At 75.0% G+C, this 25501-nt stretch carries 23 protein-coding genes and 1 pseudogene; 21 read left to right on the top strand and 3 right to left on the bottom strand.

Going from position 1 to position 25501, the window contains the following annotated elements:
- Positions 1-24: 24 nt before the first annotated feature.
- Positions 25-999 carry a tyrosine-type recombinase/integrase gene (locus EBO36_RS10400; protein WP_244925270.1) on the top strand — a complete coding sequence of 325 codons (975 nt, stop codon included), beginning with the start codon at positions 25-27 and terminating at the stop codon, positions 997-999.
- On the opposite strand, the gene EBO36_RS10395 is transcribed toward EBO36_RS10400, so the two are convergent.
- A complete protein-coding gene (locus tag EBO36_RS10395) occupies positions 1000-1614 on the bottom strand; it encodes a M23 family metallopeptidase (protein WP_122824558.1) in 615 nt (204 codons plus the stop codon).
- 428 nt (positions 1615-2042) lie between these two features.
- Between EBO36_RS10395 and rpsB the strand changes: the two genes are divergently transcribed.
- The 11 genes from rpsB to EBO36_RS10340 all read left to right on the top strand — a co-directional run bounded on the left by rpsB (position 2043) and on the right by EBO36_RS10340 (position 12731).
- Positions 2043-3086 carry a 30S ribosomal protein S2 gene (gene rpsB, locus EBO36_RS10390; protein ID WP_122824557.1) on the top strand — a complete coding sequence of 348 codons (1044 nt, stop codon included), beginning with the start codon at positions 2043-2045 and terminating at the stop codon, positions 3084-3086.
- 19 nt (positions 3087-3105) lie between these two features.
- Positions 3106-3951, top strand: coding sequence for a translation elongation factor Ts (tsf, locus tag EBO36_RS10385; RefSeq protein WP_122824556.1), 846 nt, complete (start codon positions 3106-3108; stop codon positions 3949-3951).
- A gap of 66 nt (positions 3952-4017) precedes the next feature.
- Positions 4018-4773, top strand: coding sequence for a UMP kinase (gene pyrH / locus EBO36_RS10380; protein WP_122824555.1), 756 nt, complete (start codon positions 4018-4020; stop codon positions 4771-4773).
- Positions 4770-5327 (top strand): ribosome recycling factor, encoded by a 558-nt coding sequence (gene frr / locus EBO36_RS10375; protein ID WP_122824554.1) that lies wholly within the window; start codon positions 4770-4772, stop codon positions 5325-5327. The genes pyrH and frr overlap by 4 nt, the downstream gene beginning before the upstream one ends.
- A complete protein-coding gene (locus EBO36_RS10370; RefSeq protein ID WP_241236858.1) occupies positions 5327-6244 on the top strand; it encodes a phosphatidate cytidylyltransferase in 918 nt (305 codons plus the stop codon). Before frr ends, EBO36_RS10370 begins: the two co-directional genes overlap by 1 nt.
- A gap of 37 nt (positions 6245-6281) precedes the next feature.
- Positions 6282-7451, top strand: coding sequence for a dual-specificity RNA methyltransferase RlmN (gene rlmN / locus EBO36_RS10365; RefSeq protein ID WP_122824553.1), 1170 nt, complete (start codon positions 6282-6284; stop codon positions 7449-7451).
- Between the two features lie 10 nt (positions 7452-7461).
- Entirely contained in the window at positions 7462-8037 is a 576-nt protein-coding gene (locus EBO36_RS10360) for a DivIVA domain-containing protein (RefSeq protein WP_122824552.1), read from the top strand.
- Positions 8034-9215 carry a 1-deoxy-D-xylulose-5-phosphate reductoisomerase gene (gene dxr, locus EBO36_RS10355; protein WP_122824551.1) on the top strand — a complete coding sequence of 394 codons (1182 nt, stop codon included), beginning with the start codon at positions 8034-8036 and terminating at the stop codon, positions 9213-9215. The genes EBO36_RS10360 and dxr overlap by 4 nt, the downstream gene beginning before the upstream one ends.
- A 96-nt stretch (positions 9216-9311) precedes the next feature.
- Positions 9312-10625 (top strand): M50 family metallopeptidase, encoded by a 1314-nt coding sequence (locus tag EBO36_RS10350; RefSeq protein WP_122824550.1) that lies wholly within the window; start codon positions 9312-9314, stop codon positions 10623-10625.
- A gap of 80 nt (positions 10626-10705) precedes the next feature.
- Positions 10706-11863, top strand: coding sequence for a flavodoxin-dependent (E)-4-hydroxy-3-methylbut-2-enyl-diphosphate synthase (gene ispG / locus EBO36_RS10345; protein WP_122824549.1), 1158 nt, complete (start codon positions 10706-10708; stop codon positions 11861-11863).
- A 40-nt stretch (positions 11864-11903) separates the two neighbouring features.
- Positions 11904-12731 carry a GNAT family N-acetyltransferase gene (locus EBO36_RS10340; protein ID WP_241236857.1) on the top strand — a complete coding sequence of 276 codons (828 nt, stop codon included), beginning with the start codon at positions 11904-11906 and terminating at the stop codon, positions 12729-12731.
- 16 nt (positions 12732-12747) lie between these two features.
- Here the strand turns inward: EBO36_RS10340 and EBO36_RS10335 are convergent, their stop codons facing one another.
- On the bottom strand, positions 12748-13611 hold the full coding sequence (locus tag EBO36_RS10335) for a DNA-formamidopyrimidine glycosylase family protein (RefSeq protein ID WP_122824547.1): 864 nt from the start codon (positions 13609-13611) through the stop codon (positions 12748-12750).
- 73 nt (positions 13612-13684) lie between these two features.
- Here EBO36_RS10335 and EBO36_RS10330 point away from each other — a divergent pair, with 73 nt between their 5' ends.
- Positions 13685-15478: a proline--tRNA ligase gene (locus EBO36_RS10330; RefSeq protein ID WP_122824546.1), complete on the top strand. Its 1794-nt coding sequence runs from the start codon at positions 13685-13687 to the stop codon at positions 15476-15478.
- Positions 15479-15499: 21 nt separating this feature from the next.
- On the opposite strand, the gene EBO36_RS10325 is transcribed toward EBO36_RS10330, so the two are convergent.
- The gene (locus tag EBO36_RS10325) at positions 15500-16441 is read right to left on the bottom strand and encodes a hypothetical protein (RefSeq protein WP_122824545.1); all 942 of its coding nucleotides are present in this window, start codon (positions 16439-16441) and stop codon (positions 15500-15502) included.
- Between the two features lie 113 nt (positions 16442-16554).
- Here EBO36_RS10325 and EBO36_RS10320 point away from each other — a divergent pair, with 113 nt between their 5' ends.
- The 8 genes and pseudogenes from EBO36_RS10320 (at position 16555) to EBO36_RS10285 (ending at position 25494) form a co-directional block, all read left to right on the top strand.
- Entirely contained in the window at positions 16555-17058 is a 504-nt protein-coding gene (locus EBO36_RS10320; RefSeq protein WP_122824544.1) for a ribosome maturation factor RimP, read from the top strand.
- A gap of 9 nt (positions 17059-17067) precedes the next feature.
- Entirely contained in the window at positions 17068-18144 is a 1077-nt protein-coding gene (gene nusA, locus EBO36_RS10315) for a transcription termination factor NusA (protein ID WP_122824543.1), read from the top strand.
- Between the two features lie 31 nt (positions 18145-18175).
- Positions 18176-18409: pseudogene (locus tag EBO36_RS15710) on the top strand (YlxR family protein); the annotation flags it as partial.
- A 179-nt stretch (positions 18410-18588) separates the two neighbouring features.
- Positions 18589-21555 (top strand): translation initiation factor IF-2, encoded by a 2967-nt coding sequence (gene infB, locus EBO36_RS10305; protein ID WP_122824541.1) that lies wholly within the window; start codon positions 18589-18591, stop codon positions 21553-21555.
- A gap of 112 nt (positions 21556-21667) precedes the next feature.
- The gene (gene rbfA / locus EBO36_RS10300; RefSeq protein ID WP_122824540.1) at positions 21668-22117 is read left to right on the top strand and encodes a 30S ribosome-binding factor RbfA; all 450 of its coding nucleotides are present in this window, start codon (positions 21668-21670) and stop codon (positions 22115-22117) included.
- Positions 22114-22917 carry a sulfite exporter TauE/SafE family protein gene (locus EBO36_RS10295; RefSeq protein WP_122824539.1) on the top strand — a complete coding sequence of 268 codons (804 nt, stop codon included), beginning with the start codon at positions 22114-22116 and terminating at the stop codon, positions 22915-22917. Before rbfA ends, EBO36_RS10295 begins: the two co-directional genes overlap by 4 nt.
- Positions 22914-23852 (top strand): tRNA pseudouridine(55) synthase TruB, encoded by a 939-nt coding sequence (truB, locus tag EBO36_RS10290; RefSeq protein WP_122824538.1) that lies wholly within the window; start codon positions 22914-22916, stop codon positions 23850-23852. The genes EBO36_RS10295 and truB overlap by 4 nt, the downstream gene beginning before the upstream one ends.
- Positions 23853-23982: 130 nt before the next feature.
- Positions 23983-25494: a nucleoside transporter C-terminal domain-containing protein gene (locus EBO36_RS10285; protein WP_122825607.1), complete on the top strand. Its 1512-nt coding sequence runs from the start codon at positions 23983-23985 to the stop codon at positions 25492-25494.
- The last annotated feature ends 7 nt before the right edge of the window (positions 25495-25501 follow it).

Here is a 25501-nt window from a genome sequence, read left to right as displayed (position 1 = left end):
CCCTTGGCGGGTCACGGTGAGCCCGTGGACCGCGACGCGCTGCTCGACGAGTTCCGACGCTTCCTCGCCGTCCAGCGAGGACTGTCGGAGCACACGGTGCGCGCCTACCTCGCCGACGTCGCCAACCTGCTCGGCACCCTGGTGCCCGACGACGTCGCCGGTGCGGAAGACGAGGCGGGCGCCGACGGATCGCCGCCCGCGGACACCCCCGAGCCGGACCGTGCGCAGGTCGACCTCGTCCTCCTCGACCTCACCGCCCTGCGCTCGTGGCTGGCCGGTCAGGCCGCCGCCGGCCGTTCCCGCTCCACACTGGCCCGCCGCGCCGCGGCCGCCCGGACCTTCACCACGTGGGCGCACCGGCGGGGCCACCTGGGCGCCGACGTCGGCCTCCGGCTGCTCAGCCCGCGCCCGGACTCCCGGGTGCCGACGATCCTCGCCGTCGGGGAGGCCGCGGACCTGCTGGCCACCGCGGGCGAGCTCGCCGAGGACGGTGACCCGGCCCACCTGCGCGACTGGGCCGCCCTCGAGCTGCTCTACGCCGCCGGGGTGCGGGTGAGCGAGCTCGTCGGCGCGGACGTTGCCGACGTCGACCGTCGCGAGCGGACCCTGCGGGTGCTCGGCAAGGGCGCAAAGGAGCGGGTCGTCCCCTTCGGGGTCCCGGCCGCTCGGGCCCTCGACGCCTGGCTGGACCGCGGACGACCGGCCCTGGCGACCGACACCTCGCCTCCGGCGCTGTTCCTCGGCGCCCGCGGCGGCCGCCTCGGCGTCCGCGCGGTGCGCGAACGGGTCCACGCCCTCACGGCGCTCGCGGGCGTCCACGACCTCGCCCCCCACGGCCTGCGCCACTCCGCCGCGACCCACCTCCTCGACGGCGGCTCCGACCTGCGCACCGTCCAGGAGGTCCTCGGGCACACGTCGCTGGCGACGACCCAGCGCTACACCCACGTCTCGGCCGAGCGGCTGCGGGCGGCGTACGCCCAGGCCCACCCCCGGGCCTGATCAGCCCGGCAGGAGCCGGATGACCACCTCACGCTGCAGCAGGCTCAGCGGGTCGACGTAGTCGTCCGCGCCCCGGCGGGCGCCCCAGTGCAGGCACGCGCGGTCGCCGCAGTGGTGGGGGAGCGCGAGCGTGCCGATCACCTGGCCGGCACGCACGCTCGTGCCTGCGGCGACGGCGGCGGCGACGGGCTCGTAGGTGGTGCGGATGCCGTCGGCGTGCTGGACGGAGACGACCGGCCGGTCGACGACGACGCCCGCGAACGCCACCACGCCGTCGCCGGCCGCGTGCACGGGTGCCCCCTCCCCGAGCGTGAGGTCGACGCCGCGGTGCCCGCTGGCCCACGGCTGGGCCGGCCGGTCGAAGGGACGGGCGACGGGCACCTCCGCCCCGGTGGGCCACTGGTACGCCACCTCCACCGGCGCCGAGAGGCCCGACGGTGGGCCGGCGGCGAGCGGCGCCGGTGGGGCCGACGGCGCCCGCGCCGGGTCGGCCAGGACGGCCGCCGAGCGGGGCTCCGGTGCCGCACCCGGCGCCAGCGGTCCGGCCAGCCAGGCCAGCGCGGCGAGCGCCAGCCCGGCGACGGTGGCGGCGGTGGGGCCGGTGGTGGTGACCATGGCGTCAGCGTCCTCGCTGCCTGCCGACCCGCGGGACGCCGTCGGCGACGGCGGTGGATGGCGCGCTCGTCCACGCGGCTGTGCAGGCCGAGTCAGCGTTTCTGCATGATCACGGGGGAGGGAGCGGGGCAGGGGCGCCCGGGCGCGCGGAAGCGGATCGCCCCGATCGGGTACCATTCCCCCTGCAACCGGTCCTCCGGTTGACAACGCGCGCCCACATTTCGTCACGCAGCCGACCCGGTCGGCCCAGCGCGGCGAGGCACGCCGGCAGCGGTCCCGCCTCCGGGCGGGCGCAGGCGGGTCGTGGGCGCCAGGAGCGGCGGGAAACCGACCGCAACGAACCCGACACCGCGGAGCGGTCCGGCCCCAGGCCGAGCGCCGCCCCGCCTGACGCGTGGGTGAACACACCTGCGTGGGAAGGACGTGCCATGGCCGTCGTCACCATGCGCCAGCTCCTCGAGAGCGGCGTGCATTTCGGGCACCAGACCCGCCGTTGGAACCCGAAGATGAAGCGCTTCATCTTCACGGAGCGCAACGGGATCTACATCATCGACCTCCAGAAGTCGCTCGCCGACATCGACAACGCGTACTCCTTCGTCAAGGAGACCGTGGCCCACGGCGGGACCATCCTCTTCATCGGCACGAAGAAGCAGGCTCAGGAGGCCGTCGCCGAGCAGGCCGCGCGCGTGGGCATGCCCTACGTCAACCAGCGCTGGCTCGGTGGCATGCTCACCAACTTCGGCACCGTGAACAAGCGCCTCCAGCGCCTCAAGGAGCTCGAGCAGATCGACTTCGACGACGTCGCCGCGAGCGGCCGGACGAAGAAGGAGCTGCTCATGATGCGCCGCGAGAAGGACAAGCTCGAGCGCACCCTCGGCGGTATCCGCGACATGGCCAAGGTCCCCTCGGCCGTGTGGATCGTCGACACGAACAAGGAGCACCTCGCCGTCGCCGAGGCGCGCAAGCTCAACATCCCCGTCGTCGCGATCCTCGACACCAACTGCGACCCGGACCTCGTCGACTACGGCATCCCCGGCAACGACGACGCCATCCGCGCCGTCGGCCTGCTCACGCGGGTCATCGCCGACGCCGCCGCCGAGGGCCTCGTCATCCGCCACTCCGGTGGTTCCGGCGACGCCGCGGCCCCCGCGGCCGAGCCGCTGGCGGAGTGGGAGCGCGAGCTCCTCGCCGCCCACGAGGCCGACCAGAGCACCCAGGCCTCCGTCGTCCAGGCCGAGGCCCCCGCGGCCGACGTCGAGGCGGCCCAGCACGTCGCCGGCGCGACCAACTCCGCCGAGGACGTCGTCGCCGCAGCCGAGGCCACCGAGGCCACCGAGGCTCCCGCCCCGGTTGCCGGCGCCGACAGCGCCGACACCACCCAGGTCGCCGACAACTCCGTCGCCGCCCAGGACGCCGCCGCCGCGGCGTCGGAGTCCACCCCGGCGCCGGACACGACGTCCGAGCAGGCCTGAGAAGGAGCTGGAGACACACATGGCGAACTACACCGCCGCTGACATCAAGGCCCTGCGCGAGAAGACCGGCGCGGGCATGCTCGACGTGAAGAAGGCCCTCGACGCCGCGGACGGCGACTCGGACAAGGCGCTCGAGATCATCCGCGTCAAGGGGCTCAAGGGCGTGGCCAAGCGCGAGGACCGCGCCGCCTCCGACGGCCTCGTCGCCATCGAGGTCGCCCCCTCGTCCGACGGCTCCGGTGAGACCGGCGTCCTCGTCGAGATCAACTGCGAGACGGACTTCGTCGCGAAGAACGCCACGTTCACCACCCTCGCAGACCGCGTCCTCGCGGCCGCCGTGGCGTCCGAGGCCGCCGACGTCGAGTCGCTCCTCGCCGCGCCGACCGACGGTGGCACCGTCGCCGACCTGGTGGCCGAGACGGCCGCCACGCTCGGCGAGAAGCTCGTCGTGCGCCGCGTGGTGCGCGTCTCGGGCGAGAAGGTGGCCAGCTACCTCCACCGCACGGCCAAGGACCTGCCCCCGCAGGTCGGCGTGCTCGTCGCCACCGACGCCGCGGGCGCCGAGGTCGGCCGGGACGTCGCGATGCACATCGCGGCGTACTCCCCGACCTTCCTCACCCGCGACGACGTCCCGGCCGAGACGGTCGAGAACGAGCGTCGGATCGCCGAGGAGACGGCCCGCAACGAGGGCAAGCCCGACGCCGCCCTCCCGAAGATCGTCGAGGGCCGGATGAACGGCTTCTTCAAGGAGAACGTCCTGCTCGACCAGGCGTTCGCCCGGGACCCGAAGACGACCGTCGGCAAGGTCGTCGAGGGCGCCGGCGGCACGGTGACCGGCTTCGCCCGGTTCCGCGTCGGAGCCTGATCGACACCGGTGGCCCCGGCCCCTCGCGGGCCGGGGCCACCGTCGCACCCTGAGGAAGGACGCCCGATGAACGCACGCGACAACGGCCACGGACCCGCACGCCGGGTTCTCCTCAAGCTCTCCGGGGAGGTGTTCGGCGGGGGCAGCATCGGCCTCGACGCCGACGTCGTCGCCGCGGTGGCCCGCGAGATCGCCGACGCGGTCCGCGAGGGCGTCCAGGTGGCCATCGTCGTCGGCGGTGGCAACTTCTTCCGGGGCGCCGAGCTCTCCCAGCGGGGCCTGGACCGTGCCCGGGCCGACTACATGGGCATGCTCGGCACCGTGATGAACTGCCTCGCCCTGCAGGACTTCCTCGAGCAGGCGGGCACCAGCACGCGCGTGCAGAGCGCCATCACCATGGGTCAGGTCGCCGAGCCGTACATCCCGCTGCGCGCCATCCGCCACCTCGAGAAGGGCCGGGTCGTCATCTTCGGCGCCGGCGCGGGCATGCCCTACTTCTCCACCGACACCGTCGCCGCCCAGCGCGCCCTCGAGACGCACTGCGACGAGGTGCTCATGGGCAAGAACGGCGTCGACGGCGTCTACACCGCGGACCCGCGGACGGACCCCACCGCGCGCCGCCTGGACCACCTCACCTACGCGGACGCGCTCCGCGACGGCCTGCGCGTGGTGGACGCCTCCGCCTTCAGCCTGTGCATGGACAACGGGCTGAGCATGCGCGTGTTCGGCATGACCGAGCCGGGCAATGTCACCCGCGCGCTCAAGGGTGAGAAGATCGGCACACTAGTGACCGTTGAGGACCACACGAAGGAGCTCCGGTGATTGACGAGACCCTCCTCGAGGCCGAGGAGAAGATGGACAAGGCCGTGGAGGTCGCGCGCGAGGACTTCGCCGGCATCCGCACCGGACGAGCGAACGCCGGGATGTTCTCGAAGATCCTCGTCGACTACTACGGTGCCCCGACGCCTCTGCAGCAGCTCGGCTCCCTCACCATCCCCGAGGCGCGCACCGTCATCGTCACGCCGTACGACCGCTCGGCCACCGCCGCGATCGTCCGCGCGCTGCGCGAGTCGGACCTGGGCGTCAACCCCACCGACGACGGCAACGTCATCCGCGTGGTGCTGCCGGCCCTCACGGCCGACCGCCGCAAGGAGTACGTCAAGCTCGCCAAGAGCAAGGGTGAGGACGCGCGCATCTCCGTGCGCAACGTGCGCCGCAAGGCCAAGGAGGAGCTCGACCGTCTCCGCAAGGACGGCGAGGCCGGCGAGGACGAGGTGGAGCGCGCCGAGAAGGAGCTCGAGGCCCTGACCAAGCGGCACGTCGAGGTGATCGACGAGCTGCTCACCGGCAAGGAACGCGAGCTGCTCGAGGTCTGATGACGGCCCCCGACGACGGCGTCCCCACGCGCCGCCGGATGCGCGAGGCGCAGGCGGCGGCGCGGCGGGCGCTCGTCGAGCCCGCCCCGCCGCGTCCGGTCGACCCCCCGGCCAGCCGCGCGGGCCGCAACCTCCCCGCCGCGATCGGCGTGGGCCTCGGCCTCGGCGCCGTGCTGCTCGCGAGCCTGTTCATCCGGCGCGAGGCGTTCGTCGTGCTCGCCCTGCTCGCCGCGTGCGGCGCGCTGTGGGAGCTCGCCCGCGCGGTGCGCACCCGGGACATCCGCATCCCCGTGCTCCCGCTGTGGGTGGGCACGGCCGGTGTGCTCGTCTCCGCCTACACCGCGGGCCCGGAGGCGATGTTCATCGCCTTCGTGCTCACCGCGGGGGGCGTGTTCGTGTGGCGCGTGCTCGACGGCGGCGGTCCGGACGCCGTGCGCGACGCGTCCGCGGGCATCTTCGCTGCGGCCTACATCAGCCTCCTCGCCGGGTTCGCCGTCCTGCTCGTCGCCCAGGACCAGGGGCCGTGGCTCGTCCTCACCTTCATCGCGCTCGTCGTGGCGAACGACACGGGCGGCTACATCGCCGGCGTGCTGTTCGGCAAGCACCCCCTCGCGCCGAGCATCAGCCCGAAGAAGTCGTGGGAGGGGCTGGCCGGCTCGCTCGTCCTCGCCTGCGCCGTCGGCAGCGTGATGGTGCTGCGCGTGGGCGCGCCGTGGTGGGCGGGCGCCGTGCTCGGGGCCGGGATCGTGGTCTCCGGCACCGTCGGCGACCTCGCCGAGTCCCTGCTCAAGCGCGACCTCGGCATGAAGGACATGGGCACGTTGCTGCCGGGCCACGGGGGAGTGATGGACCGCCTCGACTCCCTCGTCGTCAGCGCGCCCGTGTGCTACCTGCTCATGTCCCTCCTCGTGGGGTGAGCCCCACCCGTCAGAACCTGCGACAATTGGCCCCGCCATGCCATCTTCTGTCTCGCTCCCGCCCCCGCCCGGTGCTCCCGACGCCGGCCCCCGCCCCCGCCTGACGTTCGCCGCGCCGCGGCGCGGCAAGCCCCCGGCGCACCTGGCCGACCTGCCCCACGCCGAGCGCGTGGCCGCGGTCACCGCCCGCGACGTGCCCGGGTTCCGTGCCGACCAGCTGTCCCGGCACTACTTCGCGCACCTCACGCGGGACGCGGACGCGATGAGCGACCTGCCCGCGACGGGCCGGGCGGAGCTGGTCGACGCGCTCCTGCCCGAGCTGCTGCGCCCCGTGCGCACGCTCGAGGCCGATCGCGGCGCCACCCTCAAGGCGCTGTGGCAGCTGCACGACGGCGCCAAGGTCGAGTCCGTCCTCATGCGCTACTCCGAGCGCGCCACCCTGTGCGTCTCCTCCCAGGCCGGCTGCGGGATGGCGTGCCCGTTCTGCGCGACCGGGCAGCAGGGCCTCACCCGCAACCTGTCGACGGCGGAGATCGTCGAGCAGGTCCGCCTCGCCGCCCTCGCGTGCCGTGACGGCGCGCTGGCCGGTGGCCCGACCCGCCTGACGAACGTCGTGTTCATGGGCATGGGCGAGCCGCTGGCCAACTACCGCGCCGTCATCGGTGCGGTGCGACGGATGGTCGACCCGGCGCCCGAGGGCTTCGGCATGTCCGCGCGCAACATCACCGTGTCCACCGTCGGGCTCGTCCCGGCCATCGACAAGCTCGCGGCCGAGGGCATCCCCGTGACGCTCGCGGTCTCGCTGCACGCCCCGGACGACGAGCTGCGCGACGAGCTCATCCCCATCAACTCCCGCTGGAAGGTGGGCGAGCTGCTCGACGCCGCCCGCCGGTTCTTCGACGCCACGGGCCGGCGGGTGAGCATCGAGTACGCCCTCATCCGGGACATCAACGACCACGCCTGGCGCGCCCAGCTCCTCGCCGACGAGCTCCTCGCCCGGGGCAAGGGGTGGATCCACGTCAACCCGATCCCGCTCAACCCGACCCCGGGATCGCGGTGGACCGCCTCCGATCCGGCCGTCGAGGACGAGTTCGTCGCTACGCTGCGACGGGCGGGGATCCCCACCACGGTGCGGGACACCCGCGGTAGCGACATCGACGGTGCGTGCGGACAGCTCGCGGCCGAGATGCTCGTCGGCACGAACTAGGGACGGTTGCATGGTGATGTTCCCCGCAGCGGGGCGGATGGGCACGGGCTACGACCGCGCCCAGGTCGAGGAGTTCTTCGCCCGCGCCCGCGCGGCCTACGAGGCCACGCAGCGCGAGGACGCGGGCGGCGACCGCGGTGACTCGCCCACGCTCGACGAGAACGACGTGCGGGCCGTCGCCTTCGACCTCGTCCGCGACGGGTACGAGGCCACCGCGGTCGACGCCGCCCTCGACCGGCTCGAGGCCGCGCTCGTCCACCGCCGCCGCGAGGACTTCATCGCCGCCCACGGCCAACAGGCGTGGATGGACCGGATCGCCGACCGGGCCACCACCCTGTACCCGCGCCTCGTGCGACCCCGCGGCCAGCGCTTCTCCCCGCCCCAGGGCCGACGCGGCTACGACGCCGCCGCCGTCGACGAGCTCCTCGACCGGCTGGTCGCCTACTTCGACGCCGGGGCCGAGCTCAGCGCCGCCGAGCTGCGCACCGCGACCTTCCCCGAGGTCGGCCGTCGCCGCGCCTACGCCGAGGGCACCGTCGACGCCTACCTCGACCGCGCCGTCGAGGTGCTGCTGGCCGTCGAATGAGCCGTTCGCTGGCCATCCTCGGCTCGACCGGCTCGGTCGGCACCCAGGCGCTCGACGTCGTCGCGGACGCCGACGGCGCGTACGAGGTCCGGGCGCTGGCCGCGGGCGGCGGCAACCCGGCCCTCCTCGCCGAGCAGGTCCTCGCCCACGACGTGCCCGTCGTCGCCATCGCCGGCGGGGACCCCGGGGCGCTGCGCGCGGCCCTCGCGGACCGCGCGTCGGACCTCGGCCGCCCGGTGCCGGACGTGGAGATCCTCGTCGGGCCCGCCGCGGCCGCCGACGTCGCCGGGCAGGGGCACGACGTCGTCCTCAACGCCGTCACCGGCTCGGTCGGCCTGGCCCCCACCCTCGCCGCGCTGTCGGCCGGCTCCCACCTGGCCCTGGCCAACAAGGAGTCCCTCGTCGTGGGCGGCGCGCTGGTCCACGCGGCGCAGCGCCGGCCCGACCAGATCGCCCCCGTGGACTCCGAGCACTCCGCCATCGCCCAGGCCCTGCGCTCCGGCACCGCCGAGGAGGTCCGCCGGCTCATCCTCACCGCCTCCGGCGGGCCGTTCCGCGGGCGCACGCGCGCCGAGCTCGCCGACGTCACCCCCGAGGCGGCCCTCGCGCACCCCACCTGGGCCATGGGCCCGGTCATCACCATCAACTCGGCGACGCTGGTGAACAAGGGCCTCGAGCTCATCGAGGCCCACCTGCTCTTCGGCGTGCCCGTCGAGGACATCGCCGTTGTCGTCCACCCCCAGTCGGTCGTCCACTCCATGGTGGAGTTCTGCGACGGGTCGACCATCGCGCAGGCGTCCCCACCGGACATGCGCCTGCCCATCGCGCTGGGCCTCACGTGGCCCCGGCGCCCGCAGCGGGCCGTCGCGCCCTGCCGCTGGGACGTCGCCAGCGCCTGGACGTTCGAGCCGCTGGACGAGGAGACCTTCCCGGCCGTCGGGCTGGCGCGGGCGGCCGTCACGGCGTCGGCGACGCACCCGGCCGTGCTCAACGCCGCCAACGAGGAGTGCGTCGACGCGTTCCTCGCCGGCCGCCTGCCGTTCCTCGGCATCACCGACGTCCTCGCCCAGGTGCTCGACGAGCACGACGGCGCCGCGGCGCAGGGACTCACGCTCGACGACGTCCTCGCCGCGGAGCGGTGGGCGCGGGCGCGGGCGCACGAGCTGCTCCCGGGCTGAGCCCCGCACCCGCCGTCGGACGCCGGGCGGCCGCTGTGCACGCCGGGGGTCGCCGCGGGGCATCATGGGGGCAGCATCCGTACGGAAGGTGGCCTCATGGAGTTCGTCGTCGGCGTGCTCGTGCTCGCCGTGGGGCTGGTGGCCTCGATCGCCCTGCACGAGGTGGGCCACCTCGTCCCGGCCAAGCGCTTCGGCGTGCGGGTGAGCCAGTACATGGTCGGCTTCGGCGCGACCGTGTGGTCGCGGACCCGGGGCGAGACCGAGTACGGGATCAAGGCCGTGCCCCTGGGTGGCTACGTCCGGATGATCGGCATGTACCCGCCGGCCCCGCAGGGCACGCCCGCGCGTCGGCGCGCCGACGGCCGCGCCACCCTCGTGGAGGAGGCGCGTGAGGTCTCCCTCGAGGAGGTCCGGCCCGGCGAGGAGGGCCGCACGTTCTACGCCCTGAGCGTGCCGAAGAAGCTCGTCGTCATGCTCGGCGGCCCGGTGATGAACCTCCTCATCGCCACCGTCCTCCTCGCGGTCGTCGTCACCGGCTTCGGCGTGGCGACCTACACCGCCACGCTGGGCAGCGTCCAGCAGTGCCTCGCCGAGGACCCCGAGGCCACCGGGTGCGCGGCGGAGGACCCGCCGGCCCCGGGCGCGGCCGCCGGCCTCGCGCCGGGGGACACCGTCGTGTCCTGGGCCGGGACGCCCACGCGCACGTGGGACGACGTCAGCGCCGCCATCGCCGCCGGCGGGGCCGCCCCGGCGAGTGTCGTCGTCGAGCGGGAGGGCGAGGAGGTCACGCTCACCGTCACCCCCCAGACCGTCGAGCGCCCCGTGGTGGAGGACGGCGAGTACGTGCTGGGGGAGGACGGCGAGCCGGTCACCGAGGCACGGCCGTTCGTCGGCATCGCCCCCACGGTCGCCCTCCAGCGCCAGCCCCTCACCGCGGTCCCGGGCGTCGTCGCCGACTCCGTCGTCGCCACCGTCGACGTGGTCCTCACCCTGCCCCAGCGGCTCGTGTCCATCGCGGACGCCGCGTTCGGCGACGGCGAGCGCGACCCGGGCGTCGTCGGCCTCGTGGGCGTCGGCCGGTTCGCCGGGGAGATCGCCTCCCTCGACGGCGAGGGCTACGGGCTCACGGAGCGCACCGCGGACATGCTCGGCCTGCTCGCCTCCCTCAACCTCGCGCTGTTCGTCTTCAACCTCCTGCCGCTGCTCCCGCTCGACGGCGGGCACATCGCCGGCGCCCTGTGGGAGGGCGCGCGCCGCGTCGTCGCCCGCCGGCGCGCGCGGCCCGACCCGGGGCCGGTCGACGTCGCGCGGCTCCTGCCGCTCACCTACGTCGTCGTCATCGCCATGGTGGGGATGAGCCTGCTGCTCGCGTACGCGGACATCGTCCGGCCCGTCTCGCTCACCGGCTGAGGCCGGCCCGGGCGGCCGGCGGCGCAGTGTCGTGCACCACGTCGGCGCGCCGCAAGGCGAGGGTGGGTGATACTGGACGGGTGAGCGTACCGATCTCCCTGGGCATGCCGACCGTCAAGGAGGCACCGCCGGTGCTCGCCCCCCGGCGGCCGACGCGCAAGATCCGCGTCGGCTCGGTCGCGGTGGGCGGCGACGCCCCCGTCTCCGTGCAGTCGATGACGACGACGAAGACCCACGACATCGGCGCCACGCTCCAGCAGATCGCCGAGCTCGTCACCGCCGGCTGCGACATCGTCCGCGTCGCCTGCCCGACGGACAAGGACGCCGAGGCGCTGCCGATCATCGCGCGCAAGTCGACCATCCCCGTCATCGCCGACATCCACTTCCAGCCCAAGTACGTCTTCGCCGCCATCGAGGCCGGCTGCGGTGCCGTCCGGGTCAACCCCGGCAACATCCGCCGGTTCGACGACCAGGTCAAGCAGATCGCCCGGGCCGCCTCCGACGCCGGGGTGTCCATCCGCATCGGCGTCAACGCCGGGTCGCTCGACAAGCGGCTCCTCGAGAAGTACGGCCGGGCCACCCCCGAGGCCCTCGTGGAGTCCGCCGTGTGGGAGGCGTCCCTCTTCGAGGAGCACGGCTTCCACGACTTCAAGATCTCCGTCAAGCACAACGACCCCGTCGTCATGGTGCAGGCGTACCAGATGCTCTCCGAGCGGGGGGACTGGCCGCTGCACCTCGGCGTCACCGAGGCCGGGCCCGCGTTCCAGGGCACCATCAAGTCCGCCACCGCCTTCGGCGCGCTGCTGTCCCAGGGCATCGGGGACACCATCCGCGTGTCCCTGTCCGCCCCGCCGGTGGAGGAGGTCAAGGTCGGCAACCAGATCCTCGAGTCGCTCAACCTCCGTCCCCGCACCCTGGAGATCGTCTCCTGCCCCTCGTGCGGGCGCGCCCAGGTGGACGTGTACGCACTGGCCGAGGCGGTCACCGCCGGCCTGGAGGGCATGGACGTGCCCCTGCGGGTGGCGGTCATGGGCTGCGTCGTCAACGGCCCGGGCGAGGCCCGCGAGGCGGACCTCGGGGTCGCGTCCGGCAACGGCAAGGGCCAGATCTTCGTCAAGGGCGAGGTCATCGCGACCGTCCCCGAGGACCAGATCGTCGAGACCCTCATCGCCGAGGCCAACCGCATCGCCGCGACCATGGAGCCGGTCGCGGGAGCTCCGGTCGTCACGGTCAGCTGAGCGCGGCCGTATGCGCGCGAGGTGGCGCTCCGGGGGGCGCGTGCGGCCGCTGAGCGGGCAGGACCGGCCCGCCGCCCTCGAGGTGTGCCGTCGCGACCCCGTGGCGAGCGTGCTCGCGGCCGTCCAGGTCGAGCGGCTCGGCGAGGTGGAGATCCCCGGCGCCGAGCTCCTCGGCGTGTGGGACCGGGGCCGGCTCGCCGCCCTGTGCTGGGCGGGCGCCAACCTCGTCCCCGTGGGGGTGGGGCCCGACGAGCTCGACGACCTCGCCCACTACGTCCGTTCCCGGGGCCGGCGGTGCTCCTCGATCGTCGGCCCCGCCGACGCCGTGCTCGGCCTGTGGGACCGCCTCGCCGGGGCGTGGACCCGCCCGCGCGACGTCCGCGCCGACCAGCCGTCCATGGCCATCGCCGCCGACCCCGCGGTGGCGCCCGACCCGCGGGTCCGGCTCAGCCGCGTCGACGAGCTCGACCTGGTGGTCCCCGCGTGCGTGGCGATGTTCACCGAGGAGGTCGGGTACTCCCCGCTCTCCTCCGGCGGCGCCTACGAGTCGCGCGTGCGCGAGCTCGTCGTGGGAGGCCGCTCCTACGTGCGGATCGACGAGGGCCCCGAGGGCCCCCAGGTGGTCTTCAAGGCGGAGGTCGGGGCGCTCGCCCTCGGCGTGGCCCAGGTCCAGGGGGTGTGGGTGCACCCGGAGCGCCGCGGCGAGGGAATCGCGGCGGCCGGCATGGCCGCCGTCGTCGCCGACGCCCGGGCGCGGCTGGCCCCCACCGTCTCGCTCTACGTCAACTCCTACAACGCCGCAGCCCTGGCCGCGTACCGCCGCACGGGCTTCACCCAGGTGGGCACCTACGCCACCGTGCTCTTCTAGCGCTCCGCCCCGGCCCTCAGCGCAGCAGCCGGGACATCCGCCGGTCCGCGAGGACCTTCCCGCCGGTCTGGCAGGTGGGGCAGTACTGCAGCGCCGAGTCCGCGAACGAGACCTCGCGCACGGTGTCGCCGCACACCGGGCACGGCCCGCCCGCCCGCCCGTGCACCCGCATGCCCGACCGCTTGGCGTCCTTGAGCTCGGCGGCCGGACGACCCGCCGCGGCGGCCACCGCCGCACCCAGGACGTCCCCGATGGCGGCGTGCAGGCGCACCACGCCGTCGGCGTCGATGCCCCTGGTGGGCGCGAAGGGGCTCATCCGCGCGACGTGGAGGATCTCGTCGGAGTACGCGTTGCCGATGCCGGCGATGACCGACTGGTCCCGCAGCACCCCCTTGACCTGCTGGTTCCGGGCCGCGAGCAGCGACGCCAGCCCCTCGACGGTGAGGTCCGCCGGGTCGACGCCGAGCGTCGCGACGGCGGGCACCTCCTCGGGGGCGCCGACCACGTGGATGGCGAGCCGCTTGCGCGTACCGGCCTCGGTGAGGTCGAACCCGGCGCCGTCGTCGAGACGCACGCGCAGGGCGATGGGGGAGCGGCCGGGGCGCAGCGTGGTGGCCGGGACCGTGTCGTACCACCGCAACCACCCGGCCCGGGCGAGGTGGACGAGGAGGTGGAGCGCGGCGTCGCCGTCCGCGGTGAGGTCGAGCCACTTGCCGTGGCGGACGACGGCAGCCACCGGGCGGCCGACGAGGTCCGTGGGCGCGGGGGAGTACGTCTTGAGCGCGCTGATGGCCCCGACCTCGACGGCGGTGAGCACGCGCCCGACGGCGCGCTCGCGCAGGAACTGGGCGAGCCCCTCGACCTCCGGCATCTCCGGCACGCCCCCATCCTCGCGCACCGGCGTCCCGGGCGTGGGCGGTCGGGGAGCGTCCGCGCGTCGGTAGGCTGACCGGGTGATGCTGAGGATGTCCACCCTGTTCGTGCGTACGCTCCGCGAGGACCCTGTCGACGCGGAGGTCGCGAGCCACCGCCTGCTCGTCCGCGCCGGCTACATCCGCCGCGCCGCCCCCGGGATCTACACGTGGCTGCCGCTCGGTCTGCGCGTCCTGCGCAAGATCGAGGAGGTCGTGCGCGAGGAGATGGCCGCGGCGGGCGCGCAGGAGGTGCACTTCCCGGCCCTGCTGCCCCGTGAGCCGTACGAGGCCACGGGCCGGTGGACGGAGTACGGGGCCAACCTCTTCCGGCTCACCGACCGCAAGGGCGCCGACTACCTCCTCGCGCCGACGCACGAGGAGATGTTCACCCTGCTCGTCAAGGACCTGTACTCCTCGTACAAGGACCTGCCGCTCACGCTCTTCCAGATCCAGACGAAGTACCGCGACGAGGCCCGCCCCCGCGCCGGGCTCATCCGCGGCCGCGAGTTCGTCATGAAGGACGCCTACTCCTTCGACGTCGACGACGCCGGCCTGGCCCGCTCCTACGACGCGCAGCGCGCGGCCTACGAGCGGATCTTCACCCGCCTCGGCCTGGAGTTCGTCGTCGTCGCCGCGATGAGCGGGGCGATGGGCGGCTCGCGGAGCGAGGAGTTCCTCCACCCCACGCCGATCGGCGAGGACACCTTCGTCCGCTCGCCGGGCGGCTACGCGGCGAACGTCGAGGCGGTGCGGACCCCCGCGCCGGAGCCGGTGGACGCCACCGACGCGCCCGCCGCGCAGGTGCGTGAGACCCCCGACGCCGCGACGATCGACGCCCTCGTCGCGCTCGCCAACGAGCGCTACCCGCGCGCCGAGGGTTCGTGGACGGCGGCGGACACCCTCAAGCACGTCGTCCTGGCCCTCGACCACCCCGGCGGCGAGCGCGAGGTCGTCGTCGTCGGGCTGCCCGGCGACCGCGAGATCGACCTCAAGCGGCTGCAGGCCGCCGTCGAGCCGGCGGAGGTGGCCCCGGCCACCGACGCCGACTTCGCCGCCCACCCCGAGCTCGTCAAGGGCTACATCGGCCCCGGTGCCGTCGGCCCCAACGCCGGCACCGACGCGGACGGCACCCGCCGCGGCGTGCGCTACCTCCTCGACCCCCGCGTCGGGCCCGGGACGACGTGGATCTCCGGCGCCGACACCGCGGGGCAGCACGTCTTCGGTCTCGTGGCCGGCCGTGACTTCACCGCCGACGGCGTCATCGAGGCGGCCGAGGTGCGCGCCGGGGACCCGGCGCCGGACGGCAGCGGGCCGCTCGAGCTCGCCCGCGGCATCGAGATCGGCCACATCTTCGCGCTCGGCCGCAAGTACGCCGACGCGCTCGGGCTCAAGGTGCTCGACGAGAACGGCAAGGCGGTCGTCGTCACCATGGGCTCCTACGGCATCGGCGTGAGCCGCGCGCTCGCCGCGCTCGCCGAGGCGAACCACGACGACGCGGGCCTGGCCTGGCCTGCGCCCATCGCGCCGGCCCACGTCCACGTCGTCGCCACGGGCAAGGACCCCGAGGTGCTCGCCGCCGCCGAGCGCATCGGCAGCGAGCTCACCGACGCCGGCGTCGAGGTGCTCCTCGACGACCGGCCCAAGGTCTCCGCCGGGGTGAAGTTCGCCGACGCCGAGCTGCTCGGGCTGCCGTTCGTCCTCGTCGTCGGCCGCGGCCTGGCCGCCGGGACCGTCGAGGTGCGCCAGCGGCGCACGGGGGAGCGCGCCGAGGTGCCCGTCGACGAGGCGGTGCCGACGCTGCGCGCGCTGGTCGCCGAGGCGCTGCGCGGCTGACTCCGGGCAGCGCGGGCCGACTCAGGGCAGCGCGGGCAGCCTCAGGCCCCACGCCCGGGCGCGGTCGGCCGCGTCGAGGGCCGCGGCGAGCAGCTCCGCCCGCTCGGCGGGGGCGGCGGCGTCCAGCTCGGCGAGGAACGCGGTGACGAGGTCGAGCTCCGCCTCGGCGGCCAGCGTCGCCTCGGGGCTCAGGCCCGGGGAGGGGCTGGCGAGCGGCCCGGTGACGTCGTACACCGTCCCGCCGGGCCGGCCGGCGAGGGTGGCGAGCGACCGGGCGCGCTCGAGGCACGCCTCGCGCTGCGCGCCCGAGCTGCGGGCCGCCACGACCTCGTAGGCGTACCGGGCCGCGTCGACGGCGTCCCGCGCGGCCGGGGGCACGGTGGCGAGCGGGGCGCCGGCCGGCAGGTCCGGCGGCCCCTCGCCCAGGGCGGCCGCGAGCTCGGTCGCGGCGTGCGTGCGCGAGAGGGCGACGGCCCCGAGGAGGGCCGCCCGGCCGTCGGTGCTCGCGTCGGGGCTCGTCGCGGCGTCCCACGCCTGCCAGGCCCCGGCGGCAAGCGCGGCGAGGACGTCCGCCGGCTGCGCTCCGGCCGCGGGCGGGGTCGTGGACGCGGTCTCCGACGCGGTCTCCTCCGGCGGCGCCGTGGCGCCCGGTCCGGACCCGGGCCACGGCTCCCACACGCCGCCGAGCGCCTCCGCGTGCACGCGGGCCGCGTCGGCCACCCGGGTGAGCACCTCCCGGGTGGTGGCGTCGGCGGCCGCGCCGGCGGCCGTGGCCGCGGCCGCCAGCTCCGTGGCCGAGGTGGCGGCGTCCTGCCGCGCCACCTCCGCCGGCCCGGGGGACGGCACGGTGGGGGGCGGGCTGTCCACGCGCACGCCGCATCCGGTGAGAAGGAACACGGCGGCCACGGCGGCCGCGCGTCGGGTCGCGGTCCGGATCGGCCGGGCGTGGGCGGGAGTGTGCATCGGGTCGATCGTCGCACGGGGCGCCCGGGGGCAGGACCGCCGCGCGGGCGGTGCTCGCACGTCGGTACGCTGGGATCCCCCCACCCCTATTTCTGCCGAGGAGAACCGACCCCATGGGCGCCGCACGATCCTCCGAGGTGACGACCCGGCTGCGCGCAGCCCTCGAGCCTGTCGTGGCCGAGGCCGCGCTGCTGCTCGAGGACGTCACCGCCAGCCCCGCCGGACGCCGCAGCGTCGTCCGCGTCGTCGTCGACCTGCCCGACGGCCCGGGCGGTGTCGACTCGGACGCGCTCGCCGAGGTCTCGCGCCGGATCTCGGAGGTGCTCGACGACGTCGACCTCCTCCAGGGGGCCTACACGCTCGAGGTGAGCACCCCCGGCATCGACCGACCGCTCACCGACCCGCGCCACTTCCGCCGCGCCACCGGACGGCTCGTCCGGTGCGCCACGCCGGCGGGGCCCCGCGCGGGCCGCCTCGTGGACACCGACGCCGACGGCGTCTGGCTGGAGCACGACGGTGCCCGCGAGCACATCGACTACGCCGGGATCACCGGCGCGAAGGTCGAGCCCGAGCTTCGTCCCGCACGGGACGAGGACGGGCTCGAGGACGAGGCCTGAGGAGGGCACGTGGACATCGACATGACGGCGCTGCGACTGATCGAGCGGGAGCGTGAGATCAGCCTCGACGTGCTCGTCGGCGCCATCGAGGAAGCGCTCCTGCTCGCCTACCAGCGGACCCCTGGCGCGGCCGACAAGGCCCGCGTCGAGCTCGACCGGCGCAGCGGCCGGGTCACCGTCCTTGCCGCCGAGGTGGACGAGGAGGGCAACGTCGTCGGCGAGTTCGACGACACGCCCAGCGGGTTCGGCCGCATCGCCACGGCCACCGCCCGCAGCGTCATCGTCCAGCGGCTGCGCGACGCCGAGGACGACCAGGTCATGGGCAACTACCGGGACAAGGCCGGCGAGCTCATCGCCGGCGTCGTCCAGCAGGGCCGCGACCCGCGCACCGTGCTCGTCGACATCGGCGACCTCGAGGCCGTCCTGCCCGCCCACGAGCAGGTGCCGACCGAGACCTACCGCCACGGTGACCGGCTGCGCGCCTACGTCCTGGAGGTCTCCCGCGGGATGCGCGGGCCGTCGGTGACGCTCTCGCGCACCCACCCGAACCTCGTGCGCAAGCTCTTCGCGCTCGAGGTGCCCGAGGTCGCCGACGGCTCGGTCGAGATCGCCGCGCTGGCCCGCGAGGCCGGCCACCGCAGCAAGATGGCCGTCACCACCTCCGTCCCCGGACTCAACGCCAAGGGGGCGTGCATCGGCCCGATGGGCCAGCGCGTCCGCGCCGTGATGAGCGAGCTCCACGGCGAGAAGATCGACATCGTCGACTACAGCGACGACCCGGCCACGTTCATCGCCAGCGCCCTGTCCCCGGCCCGGGTGAGCAGCGTCGACATCGTCAACGAGGCGGAACGCTCCGCGCGCGTCGTCGTCCCGGACTACCAGCTCTCGCTCGCCATCGGCAAGGAGGGCCAGAACGCGCGGCTCGCCGCGCGTCTGACGGGCTGGCGGATCGACATCCACTCCGACACCGAGGGCGACGCCGAGGAGGCCCCCGTGGCGGGCGGACCCGGTGTGAGCAACCGCACGCCCGGCGACGAGACCGCCGACGGTGGTCCGGCTGTGTCGTCGAGCGGTGCGGCGGGGTAGACTCGTCGGCGGGTCACGCACCCGAACTCCCATGAACTCACTCCCACGACTCCCGCCACCCGGCACGGAGCCCGTGCGGACGTGCGTGGGGTGCCGGGCGCGAGCCCCGCGGTCCGCCCTGGTGCGGGTCGTCCTGGAGGCCCCCGGCGCGTCACGCGCCGCGGTGGACGACAGGGCGAGCGCCCCGGGACGCGGTGCCTGGTTGCACGCTGACCAGCAGTGCCTGGACCTCGCAGTACGACGACGGGCCTTTCCACGAGCTCTGCGAAGCGCAGGGCCGGTGGATCTCGACGCCGTGCACGCCTGGTTCACCGATCGTTCAGATGCCGTCATCGAAGAAGAAAGCGGGTTGGAAGCCGATGGGCACCCGATGAGTACCCAGCGATGAATTCCCAGCACTAAGACGGCCCCACCCTGTCCCGGGCGGGCCGAGACAGGAGAGTTGTGGCAAAGGTCCGCGTCCACGAGCTAGCGAAAGAGCTCGGCGTCGACAGCAAGACGGTGCTCGCCAAGCTGAGCGAGCTCGGTGAGTTCGTCAAGTCCGCGTCGTCCACCGTCGAGGCCCCTGTGGTCCGCAAGCTGCGCGAGGCGATGCCCGCCGCGCCCGCTGCGGGCTCGTCGAAGCCCTCGCGCCCGGCTGCCAAGCCGGGTGCCGCCAGGCCCACCGCCCCCGTGGCGGCCGAGCCGGCAGCGCCGTCCGCGCCTGCCCCGCAGGCACCCGCCCCGCAGGCACCTGCCCCGCAGGCACCCGCCCCGAGCGCCCCCGAGATCCCGGCTGCGAGCAACCCCGCTGCCAGCGAGGGCCCGACGCCGAGCATGCCGGCTCCCGCGCCGAGCCGTCCCTCCGCCACGCCGAGCCCGCGTCCCGCGCCGGCTCCTGCGGCACCCGAGGCACCGGCTCCCAGCGCGCCCGCCGCGCCGAGCCCGGCCCGCCCGGCCGCGCCCGCACCGGAGGAGCCGGCCCGTCCGGCGGCCTCCAGCGACACCCGCGCACCCCGACCCGGCGCTCCGCGCCCGGGCAACAACCCGTTCGCACCGAGCCAGGGCATGCCCCGGCCCGGTGGCAGCGGTGGCCCGCGTCCCGGCGCCCCGCGCCCGGCCGGTCCCCGTCCCGGGGGCCCGCGTCCGGGCAACAACCCGTTCGCGCCGAGCCAGGGCATGCCCCGGCCCGGTGGCGCGGGCGGCGCCGGCAGCACCGGTGGCCCCCGCCCCGGTGGCCCGCGTCCCGGTGCCACGGCGGACCGTCCGCCGCGCCCCGGCGGCGGCGCCCGCCCGACCCCGGGCATGATGCCCGGCAAGAGCTCCGTGGGTACCCCCGGTGCCCCGGCCCGCGGTGGCGGCGGCGGCCGTGGCCGTCCCGGCACCGGTGGTCCCGGTGGCGGCGCCGGTGGTCCCGGCGGTCGTCCCGGCGGTGCCGGTGGTGGCGGTGGCTTCGGCGGCCGTCCCGGCGGTCCCAACCGCGGTGGCCGCGGCGGCACGCAGGGCGCCTTCGGGCGCGCCGGCGGCCGTCCCGTCCGTGGACGCAAGTCCAAGCGGGCGAAGCGCCAGGAGTTCGAGCAGCAGTCCGCCCCGTCCATCGGCGGCGTCCAGGTCCCCCGCGGCGACGGCTCCACCGTCGTGCGGATCCGGGCCGGGGCCAGCCTCGCGGACTTCGCGGACCGGATCGACGCCAACCCGGCGAGCCTGGTCACCGTCCTCTTCCACCTCGGTGAGATGGCGACGGCGACCCAGTCCCTCGACGAGGCCACGTTCCAGGCCCTCGGGTCCGAGCTCGGCTACGTCGTCGAGATCGTCTCCCCGGAGGACGAGGACCGCGAGCTCCTCGGCGGCTTCGACATCGACCTCGACGCCGAGCAGGCCGCCGAGACGGACGAGGACCTCGCGCCCCGCCCGCCGGTGGTCACGGTCATGGGTCACGTCGACCACGGAAAGACCAAGCTCCTCGACGCCATCCGGTCCACCGACGTGGTGGCCGGCGAGGCCGGCGGGATCACGCAGCACATCGGCGCCTACCAGGTCCACACCGACCACGAGGGCGTCAGCCGCGCGCTGACCTTCATCGACACCCCCGGTCACGAGGCGTTCACCGCCATGCGTGCCCGTGGTGCCGACGTCACCGACATCGCGATCCTCGTGGTGGCGGCGGACGACGGCGTCATGCCGCAGACGGTCGAGGCGCTCAACCACGCGCAGTCGGCCGGCGTGCCGATCGTCGTCGCTGTCAACAAGGTGGACAAGGAGGGGGCCAACCCCGCCAAGATCCGCCAGCAGCTCACCGAGTACAACCTCGTGGCGGAGGAGTACGGCGGCGACACGATGTTCGTCGACGTCTCCGCGCTGCGTCGGCAGGGCATCGACGACCTCCTCGAGGCCGTCCTGCTCACCGCCGACGCCGCGCTCGACCTGCGGGCGAACCCCGACAAGGACGCCCGTGGTGTGGCCATCGAGGCGAACCTCGACAAGGGCCGCGGGCCGGTCGCCACCGTGCTCGTCCAGTCCGGCACCCTGCACGTCGGCGACGCGATCGTGGCGGGCACCGCCTACGGACGCGTCCGGGCGATGTTCGGCGACTCCGGCGAGGCCGTCACCGAGGCGGGCCCGGCCCGTCCGGTCCAGGTCCTCGGCCTGACCTCGGTGCCCCGCGCCGGCGACACGTTCCTCGTCGCCGGGGACGACCGCACCGCGCGTCAGATCGCCGACAAGCGGGCGGCCGCCGAGCGCGCCGCGACGCTGGCCAAGCGCCGCAAGCGCATCTCGCTCGAGGACTTCACCAAGGCCCTCGAGCAGGGCAAGGTCGAGACGCTCAACCTCGTCCTCAAGGGCGACGTCTCCGGTGCCGTCGAGGCGCTCGAGGACGCGCTGCTCAAGATCGACGTGGGCGCGGACGTCGAGCTGCGGATCATCCACCGTGGCGTCGGCGCCATCACCCAGAACGACGTCAACCTCGCCACGGTCGACAACGCCATCATCATCGGCTTCAACGTGCGGCCCGCCGAGCGGGTCACCGAGCTGGCCGACCGTGAAGGCGTCGACATCCGGTACTACTCGGTCATCTACGCGGCGATCGAGGACGTCGAGCAGGCCATGCGCGGCATGCTCAAGCCGGAGTTCGAGGAGGCCCAGCTGGGCACCGCGGAGATCCGCCAGGTGTTCCGCTCGTCCAAGTTCGGCAACATCGCCGGCTCCATCGTCCGCTCCGGCACCATCCGGCGCGGGACGAAGGCGCGGGTGCTGCGTCAGGGCGTCGTCGTCGGGGACAACCTCTCCATCGACTCGCTCCGCCGCGAGAAGGACGACGTCACCGAGGTCCGCGAGGGCTTCGAGTGCGGTATCGGCCTCGGTTCGTTCAACGACCTCAACGTCGGCGACACGATCGAGACGTTCGAGATGCGCGAGAAGCCGCGCGGCTGATCCGCACGTCCCGACGGACGGGGCTGCCAGGCCTGCGGGCCTGGCAGCCCCGTCCGTCCACCACCCCCCCGCGGTCCCTGCGGACCGCACCGACCAGAACCGGAGACCCCCCATGGCGGACACGGCCAGGGCACGCAAGCTCGCCGAGCGCATCCAGCAGATCGTCGCGCGGATGCTCGAGTCGCGGGTCAAGGACCCGCGGCTGGGCTTCGTCACGGTCACGGACGTCCGGGTGACCGGCGACCTGCAGAACGCCAGCGTCTTCTACACCGTCCTCGGCTCCGACGAGGACCGCGCGAGCACCGCCGCGGCGCTCGCCTCCGCCAAGGGGCTCATCCGCTCCGAGGTGGGCAAGCAGGTGGGGATCCGCCTCACCCCGACCATCGAGTTCATCCCCGACGCCGTGCCGGAGAATGCCGCGCACCTCGAGGCGGCCCTGCGCGCCGCCGCCGAGCGCGACGCCGAGCTCGCCCGCCTGGCGGCCGGCGCCACGCCGGCCGGGGACGCCGACCCCTACCGGCGCCCCGCCGACGACGAGCTCGACCCGACCACCGACCGGTGAGCGGCGCCGCCGCGCCGGCCGTCGGCCGCGCGCGCCCGCTGGCGCTCGTCGCCGCCGGGGTCGGCGCGGGCCTCCTCTCGGGCCTGCTCGGCGTCGGCGGCGGCATCGTGCTCGTCCCGCTCCTCGTCCTGCTCTTCGGCTTCGCCCAGAAGCAGGCGCAGGCGACGTCGCTCGTCGCCATCATCCTCACCGCCACGACGGGCGTGGTCTCCTACGCGGTCGCGGGCGAGGTGCAGGTCCTCCCGGCCCTCGCCATCGCCGCCGGCGGCATCGCTGGGGCGTTCGTGGGTGCCGCGCTCGTCCACCGGCTCTCCGAGACCCAGGTCCGCACCGCGTTCGCGGTCCTCATGGTCGCGGTCGCCGTGCGGCTCGCCCTCGGCGTGGAGGCCGACGGCGGCGCCGGGGCGGTGAGCGCCGACGGCTGGGCGGTCCTCGGGTTCGTCGCCGCGGGTCTGGCGATGGGCACACTCTCCTCCCTGGTGGGCGTCGGGGGAGGGATCATCCTCGTGCCGATGCTCGTCCTGCTCTTCGCCTTCGCCACGCCCGAGGCCCAGGGGACGTCGCTGGCCGTCATCATCCCCGTCTCCCTCGTCGGCGCCTGGCGCAACAGCCGCCACGGGTACACCCAGTGGCGCCCGGGCCTCGTCCTCGGTCTCGGCGGTGCCCTGGGCGCCCCCGTGGGGGCGGCGCTCGCCCTCGCCCTGCCCGCCGTGGGCCTCCAGCGGATCTTTGCGGTCCTCCTCGTCCTCTCGGCCGTCCAGCTCGTGCGCACGGCCCTGCGCTCCCGGGCCGGCCGATGAGCGCCCCGCGCCCCCGCAGCGGGTCGAGCGAGCCGGTCGACGGGATCCTCGTCCTCGACAAGCCCGCCGGGTGGACGTCCCACGACGTCGTCGCCCGGGTACGTCGCCTCGCCGGCACCCGCAAGGTCGGCCACGCCGGCACGCTCGACCCGATGGCCACAGGCGTGCTCGTCCTCGGCGTCAACCGGGCGACCCGCCTGCTCACCTACCTCGTCGGCGCCGACAAGGAGTACACCGCGACGGTGCGCCTGGGTCAGGCCACGGTCACCGACGACGCAGAGGGTGAGGTGACGGCCGCCCCCGGGGCCGGGACCACCGGACGGGACGCCGTCGAGGTCGCGGTCGCCGCCCTGCGCGGGCCGATCGAGCAGGTCCCGAGCGCCGTGAGCGCCATCAAGGTCGACGGGAAGCGCTCGTACGCCCGCGTCCGTGGCGGCGAGGAGGTCGACCTGCCCGCCCGACCCGTGACGATCTCCCGCTTCGACGTCCTCGACGTGCGCGCCGCCCGGGCGGCGGACGGCACGGACGTCCTCGACGTTGACGTCGTCGTCGTCTGCTCCTCGGGGACGTACGTGCGCGCGCTGGCCCGGGACCTCGGGACGGCCCTCGGCACCGGCGGCCACCTCACGGCGCTGCGCCGCACCCGCGTCGGCCCCTTCGCGCTCGAGCAGGCCGCGAACCTCGACGTCCTCGGCGCCGCCCACGAGGCCGGACGTCCGGTTCCCCTGCTCTCCCTCACGCAGGCGTGCCGGGCGGTGTTCCCCGTGCGGACGCTCAGCGACGCGGAGACGGCCGCCGTCCGGGTCGGCCAGCGGCTCACCGCCAGCGGGCAGGCGGAGCCGGTGGCGGCCGCGGCCCCCGACGGGCACGTCGTCGCGCTGCTCACCGACCGGGGCGAGGCCGCCCGCCCCGTGCTGGTGCTCGACCCCGCCTGAGAGCGGTGCGCTCCCGCCGTGCCGCCCCCACGGCCCTGTGTCAGTCTGGACGCGGCCGCGCCGGGGGGCGCCGTCGCACAGCGACGATCGGGGGACCGGCGTGATCGACCTTCTGTGGGGCATCGGCGGCATGGTCGTGATCCTGGGCCTGGGATGGCTCCTGTCCGTCGACCGGCGGCGGATCAACCTGCGCACGGTGAGCCTGGCGCTGCTCGTCCAGGTGGTGTTCGCGGTCCTCGTGCTCTACGTACCGGCGGGGCAGCAGGTCCTCAGCGGCCTCACCAACGCCGTGCAGGCGGTCATCGACTCCTCCCGGGCCGGGATCGACTTCCTCTTCGGGCCGATTCTCCCGGAGGACGGCTCGGTCTTCGCCTTCCAGGTGCTGCCCGTCATCGTCTTCTTCGCCTCCCTCACGGCGGTCCTGTACTACGTGGGGCTGCTGCAGCTGGTCACCCGCTGGATCGGTGGGGCCCTCGCGAAGGTGCTCGGCACCACCCGGCCGGAGTCGATGAACGCGGCGGCCAACATCTTCGTCGGGCAGACGGAGGCGCCGCTCGTCATCCGCCCCTACATCCGCACCATGTCGCCGTCGGAGGTCTTCGCCGTCATGGCCGGTGGGCTGACGACCGTCGCGGGGTCGGTGCTCATCGGCTACTCCCTGCTCGGCGCCAACCTCGACTACCTCATCGCCGCCAGCTTCATGGCCGCCCCCGCGGGCCTGCTCTTCGCCAAGATCATCGTCCCCGCGGGTGCGGTGGAGGAGTTCGCGGCGCCGGAGTCACGCCTGCAGCCCGGGTCCGCGGCCGCCTCGCCGGCCGCGGCCGCCGGGCAGGACCGCCACGCCACGCAGCGGGCCGACGCCGGCCCGGCGACGTCCGCCGGCACGACGCCGAGCGGGACCGACACGCCGGGCGGCACGGGCACGCCGGGCGGCACGGGCACGGCGGGCGGGACCGGCACGGCCGGCGCGAGCACGCCCGGCGCGCGCGCCGGCTCCGGCGGCTGGCTGAGCCGGACGTTCCGGCGGGGCGCGCGCCGCGGCGCCACCCAGGCCGGCGCGGCCGAGCTCGCGCGCCGGGCCGGCGGGGACCCCGTCGACGCCGAGGGTGACGCCCCCGAGGACCGCCCGGTCAACGTCATCGACGCCGCCTCCCGGGGCGCCTCCGACGGCCTGTCGCTCGCCCTCAACGTGGGCGCCATGCTCCTCGCGTTCATCTCGCTCGTCGCCCTGCTCAACCTCATCCTCGGCGCCGTCGGCGGGCTCTTCGGCTACGACGACCTCTCCATCCAGCAGCTCCTCGGCTACGTCTTCGCCCCGATCATGGCCGCGGTCGGCGTCCCGCTGGCCGAGGCCGTCCCGGCGGGCAGCTTCCTCGGCCAGAAGGTCGTCCTCAACGAGTTCGTCGCCTTCTCCGACTTCGCCCCGCGGGCCGAGGAGTTCAGCGTGAAGACCCAGGCGGTGGTGACCTTCGCCCTCACCGGCTTCGCCAACCTCGGCTCGCTGGCGATCCTCCTCGGCGGCCTCGGCGGGATCGCCCCCAACCAGCGCGGGGTCATCGCCCGGCTCGGGCTGCGGGCCATCGCCGCCGGCACGCTCGGCAACCTCATGTCGGCCGCCATCGCCGGCATCCTCATCGGCTGAGCGTCGG

This window comes from Georgenia faecalis (assembly GCF_003710105.1).
In the GTDB taxonomy this organism is placed as follows: Bacteria; Actinomycetota; Actinomycetes; order Actinomycetales; family Actinomycetaceae; genus Georgenia_A; species Georgenia_A faecalis.
The sequence above is the reverse complement of the archived record's forward strand: the minus strand, read 5'-3'. Positions and strand labels throughout refer to the sequence as shown.

Excerpts from the sequence above, each read along its gene's own strand:
- EBO36_RS10360 (WP_122824552.1), top strand. The coding sequence starts at position 7,462 with ATGGTGATGTTCCCCGCAGCGGGGCGGATGGGCACGGGCTACGACCGC.
- rlmN (WP_122824553.1), top strand. The coding sequence starts at position 6,282 with ATGCCATCTTCTGTCTCGCTCCCGCCCCCGCCCGGTGCTCCCGACGCC.
- EBO36_RS10320 (WP_122824544.1), top strand. The coding sequence starts at position 16,555 with ATGGGCGCCGCACGATCCTCCGAGGTGACGACCCGGCTGCGCGCAGCC.
- rpsB (WP_122824557.1), top strand. The coding sequence starts at position 2,043 with ATGGCCGTCGTCACCATGCGCCAGCTCCTCGAGAGCGGCGTGCATTTC.
- EBO36_RS10285 (WP_122825607.1), top strand. The coding sequence starts at position 23,983 with ATGGTCGTGATCCTGGGCCTGGGATGGCTCCTGTCCGTCGACCGGCGG.
- tsf (WP_122824556.1), top strand. The coding sequence starts at position 3,106 with ATGGCGAACTACACCGCCGCTGACATCAAGGCCCTGCGCGAGAAGACC.
- pyrH (WP_122824555.1), top strand. The coding sequence starts at position 4,018 with ATGAACGCACGCGACAACGGCCACGGACCCGCACGCCGGGTTCTCCTC.
- truB (WP_122824538.1), top strand. The coding sequence starts at position 22,914 with ATGAGCGCCCCGCGCCCCCGCAGCGGGTCGAGCGAGCCGGTCGACGGG.
- EBO36_RS10370 (WP_241236858.1), top strand. The coding sequence starts at position 5,327 with ATGACGGCCCCCGACGACGGCGTCCCCACGCGCCGCCGGATGCGCGAG.
- rbfA (WP_122824540.1), top strand. The coding sequence starts at position 21,668 with ATGGCGGACACGGCCAGGGCACGCAAGCTCGCCGAGCGCATCCAGCAG.
- dxr (WP_122824551.1), top strand. The coding sequence starts at position 8,034 with ATGAGCCGTTCGCTGGCCATCCTCGGCTCGACCGGCTCGGTCGGCACC.
- EBO36_RS10395 (WP_122824558.1), bottom strand. The coding sequence starts at position 1,614 with ATGGTCACCACCACCGGCCCCACCGCCGCCACCGTCGCCGGGCTGGCG.
- EBO36_RS10325 (WP_122824545.1), bottom strand. The coding sequence starts at position 16,441 with ATGCACACTCCCGCCCACGCCCGGCCGATCCGGACCGCGACCCGACGC.
- EBO36_RS10350 (WP_122824550.1), top strand. The coding sequence starts at position 9,312 with ATGGAGTTCGTCGTCGGCGTGCTCGTGCTCGCCGTGGGGCTGGTGGCC.